Genomic DNA, 4,253 nt, shown 5'->3' with positions numbered 1-4,253 from the left:
CATGATCAAAAACCAGGAATCATGGCGGGGTGAAATGGCTTAATTTATGGAATTGACACCACAGTCACTTGTTAAGTATTGCTCTCCAAAGCATGGTCCTGGAGATCAAATGCGTAGAATTTAGTGTCGGGCGTTGGATTGAAAAAATATGGCTCAATTTCCCGGAAGCCCATTAGCTCGTAAAGTTCTTGAGCTTTTTTAGTGGGAGGCACGGCATCGAGGACAACTCGGGCATAACCCAAGCCTTTCAGCTTAACCAATAAATTGTCCATTAGCCGGCGCCCAAGCCCGTTACCCTGATACTTGCGCCGAACGTACAGCCGCTTCACCTCTGCAGTGCGTTCATCAAGTTGGCGAAATCCAACGCCACCAGCCACCTGCGATTGCACAATAGCAAACGTATATTGACCGTTGGGAAGCGAGAACAAAGCCTCGAGCGAGGCCATCTCTCCCTCAAAATCCTGATAAGAAAGGTCGATATCCAGCCAATTTGCGTACTCAAGAATGAGCGCTCTCAACTCTTCGCTATCCTTGGGAAAGATCACATCCCTGATCATGAACACCTATTCCATGTTTTCGATTACTGCTTAACGCTGAAATAAGCGGCGGCCCGTCAGGGACGTCCGGTGGACGGCCGATAGGCCGGGCACGAACTTAATTGACTGGTTAGTCAGCACGGACCGAGCGCTCCCCTTTAGAGAACCATCCAAGCCATGATCCTGGCTTGATGACCAAATAAAGGCCAATCGCGAACTGAACCAACGAGCCGCCAAAATACATCGAACTTGTCACCGGTTCGGTGTTTCCCTGAAAAGCTTGAAGAGTTGCCATGGGAAATTCGGATAGCGCCGTCACAACGAAGTACAGACCTATGAGCTGGAAAAGGAGTTGTGGAGAAAAACCTTCAGTAGTTTCAATTGGGTCAGTTGGGGCTTTTCGAATGATCGAGTTGGCAACCAAGATCATCCCCACCGCAGCGATTAACCCTATGGCGATGAAAATTGCGACCAAATAGATAAGGAAATTTTGAGTCGAGCTGGTTTCCAATAGCTCTGTGTAGGTTGAAACATAGACGCTGATTGTTGGGGCATACCAAAGAATGTTGAACCCCAGATAAAGGGCAAAGAATTTTATCGCCACTACCGTAATCCCTTGAGGTGTCATAGAACTCCCTTCATTCATGTGACTAACGCCGCTCAGCACGCGCGGCTACGAAATGGAGGCGAAGCCGCAATGTAGTAGCCGTCGCGTGACTGGCCTTGTTAGGAAAGCCTCTTCCAATGTAGCTCCAGTGCCTTTTGGATGGCTCCGTGATCATAAATGTACTCATCTCGGGTAAGGCACCAAGTGAGATATTCTGAAACAGCTCTTTTCTGGCATTCACTCAGCATAGCGAACTTGCTATAAAAATGACGCCCTAGATCAAAAGTGAGATGAAATAGTGGGTCCCCAACTTCGCCCGTGATGCTGCCGACAATAAATGCAGGCAAATGAAATTTCATCCCCTCAGCATCGAAGAATGAAAGACTGCTGTGGCAGCTTTCGAGCAATTCATGAGATATCGACTCCCAGTGAAACTTCTCGTCTTCTTTTCGCCACTTTGTCTGCACCTCGTCAGGTTCTCGGTTATCGATAGCCTGCGCTTGCAAAAGTCCGATGCCGTTTCCAAGTTCCACCCCGCAGAATGCATCTTTGACCATCTCAATAATCTGACCTTGGGTACGGGCTTGGTAGTTCGCCACTTCTTGAAGGTCGCCACAATTCAAACAAACGAAGTACGCTTTGCCATCAATCATATCTGGCTTTGGGTATTCTTCACTGCAGGCTTTGCACTTCATCTGATATTCACAGCCGTCCTAACGCCGCTCAGCACGCGCGGCTTTGGAATGTAGGCGAAGCCGCAATGGAAAAGCCGTCGCTGTGCCTGGCTTGGTTAAATGCCGGTTACCCGGCGTTCCATTCGGGCGCCCAACCCGAATGCCGACTCCCGATACTTTGGACCAGCAAGACCCATGGCGTCAGGAACCAGGACACTGAACGGGCGGAAACTGTCCGGTGCATGTGTCGGACGGCCCCGCGACCGGAACACCCAATTAACGATCTTCACCGCTGACAAACGGAAGGTTGTTTTCTGCCTGCCGGCAATCGCTGGAGCAGAGGTCAAACAGCCAACCAAATAGCGCCGGAGCAAGGCCTTTAACGCCAAAATTAAGCGGCGCCCGAGTAGGGCGTCCGGTGGACGGCCGCCAGGCCGGGAACGAACTTGAATGATTGGTTAAATGTTCCCACGTTGCTTGTCGAGTTCATAAAGAGCCTCCCCATCCTTTTCGTCGATGGCCCGCCGATACTTGGGATCACGAATGCGATCTAGCTGTTCCGATACCTCTTGGTAGTCGTCTTCAAGGGTCGACAGACGCTGCTTCAAGTCCTCGTTTTCTGACTGAAGGTCATCGAGTGCTTCTTGGAGTTTGCGCAGGGAATTACCCGTCGCCGGGAACCGATTGATTTCGTGCCAAACCCCAAGTGCAAGAGCGGCTACCGAAACCCAGATTAGCCAATCCATGACCCAGACTCCTTGTGACATTTAACGCTCATGCGCAGCGGCCGGGTTGGCGCGCGCAGCGTGACAAACCGGTCCGACTGACGCGGCTGGTTAAGAGAGAGATCCACTCCCCCAAAGATACAGAACATTCTGAACGTAACTTGGTACCAGTGCTGCGACAAAAGCCACTATAACTATAAGCCTTCCCTTTTCTGACCTAACCACAACTCCAATAGGCCAAAATGGTGGCAACCACACCCAAAGCTTTGACCTTGAACCACCGAGTGCCGCCCAAGTGACCAAGAGCGGAATATTTGCTAAAGCAATAAACCAAAATATTTCGACGGCTAACGGCCCGATGGGTGCAAATATGTCAGCGAATAGTGAGAGAAGAATCAACCCGAAGTATGCAATAAGCAGCCAATCTAAGGCTGTTTGGGACCGAATCTCTGTCATTCACCAATACTCTTAACGCTGAGCACAGGGGCGCCCTGACAAGGGCGTCCAGCGGCCGCAGGCCGCGTCCTGATGCGACTGGTTAAATGCCGGTTACCCGGCGGTTCATTCCGGCACCCAACCCGAATGCCGACTCCCGATACTTTGGACCAGCAAGACCCATGGCGCCAGGGACCAGGACACTGAATGGGCGGAAACTGCCCGATGGTTGCGCTGGATGGCCCCGCGACCGGAACACCCAATTAACGATCTTCACCGCTGACAAACGGAAGGTTGTTTTCTGCCTGCCGGCAATCGCTGGAGCAGAGGCCAAACACCCAACCTAGTAACACCAGAGCAAGGCCTTTAACGCTGAGCACAGGGGCGCCCAGTCATGGGCGTCCAGCGGCCGTAGGCCGCGTCCTGATGCGACTGGTTAAATGCCGGTTACCCGGCGGTTCATTCCGGCACCCAACCCGAATGCCTACTCCCGATACTGTGGACCAGCAAGACCCATGGCGCCAGGAACCAGGACACTGAATGGGCGGAAACTGCCCGGCGGGCGCGCCGGATTGCCCGGAGAACAGAACACTGCATTGCCGCTCGGCACTGTTGCCTGACGTATGGCTGTGTTCTGCCTGACGGCGACCGTTGAGGTAGCGGCCAAGCACCCAACCGAAGAACACCGAAGCAAGGCCTTTAACGCCGCCAGCACGCGCGGCTTTGGAATGTAGGCGAAGCCGCAATGGAAAAGCCGTCGCTGTGCCTGGCTTGGTTAAATGCCGGTTACCCGGCGTTCCATTAAGACACCCAACCCGAATGCCTACTCCCGATACTTTGGACCAGCAAAACCCATGGCGCCAGGGACCAGGACACTAAATGGGCGGAAACTGCCCGGTGGATACGCCAGATTGCCCCGCAACTGGAACACTGAATTACCGATTATCGCCGCCGCCGAACTGAAAGCTGTTTTCTGCCTGCCGGCAACCGATGGAGCAGCGGGCAAACACCAAACCTAAGAACACCGGAGCAAGGCCTTTAACGCTGAGCACAGGGGCGCCCAGTCATGGGCGTCCAGCGGCCGCAGGCCGCGTCCTGATGCGACTGGTTAAATGCTGGTTACCCGGCAATCCATTCAGGCACCCAACCTGAATGCCAACTCCCGATACTGTGGACCAGCAAGACCCATGGCGCCAGGGACCAGGACACTGAATGGGCGGAAATTGCCCGATGGTTGCGCTGGATGGCCCCGCGACCGGAACACCCCATTACCGAT

The 4,253-nt window shown here is 53.4% G+C and carries 4 protein-coding genes; all 4 read right to left on the bottom strand.

Features of this window, described 5'->3' with window-relative positions:
- Positions 1 to 71: 71 nt before the first annotated feature.
- Positions 72 to 557, bottom strand: coding sequence for a GNAT family N-acetyltransferase (locus tag V3388_RS16365; protein ID WP_336368638.1), 486 nt, complete (start codon positions 555 to 557; stop codon positions 72 to 74).
- A 109-nt stretch (positions 558 to 666) separates the two neighbouring features.
- Positions 667 to 1,182, bottom strand: coding sequence for a hypothetical protein (locus V3388_RS16360; RefSeq protein WP_336368637.1), 516 nt, complete (start codon positions 1,180 to 1,182; stop codon positions 667 to 669).
- Between the two features lie 80 nt (positions 1,183 to 1,262).
- Positions 1,263 to 1,838 carry a DUF6714 family protein gene (locus tag V3388_RS16355; protein ID WP_336368636.1) on the bottom strand — a complete coding sequence of 192 codons (576 nt, stop codon included), beginning with the start codon at positions 1,836 to 1,838 and terminating at the stop codon, positions 1,263 to 1,265.
- A gap of 437 nt (positions 1,839 to 2,275) precedes the next feature.
- Positions 2,276 to 2,563, bottom strand: a complete 288-nt coding sequence (locus V3388_RS16350) for a hypothetical protein (protein ID WP_336368635.1) — start codon at positions 2,561 to 2,563, stop codon at positions 2,276 to 2,278.
- Positions 2,564 to 4,253 lie beyond the last annotated feature (1,690 nt).

Source organism: Marinobacter sp. C2H3, assembly GCF_037080155.1.
Classification (GTDB): Bacteria; Pseudomonadota; Gammaproteobacteria; order Pseudomonadales; family Oleiphilaceae; genus Marinobacter.
The sequence above is the reverse complement of the archived record's forward strand: the minus strand, read 5'-3'. Positions and strand labels throughout refer to the sequence as shown.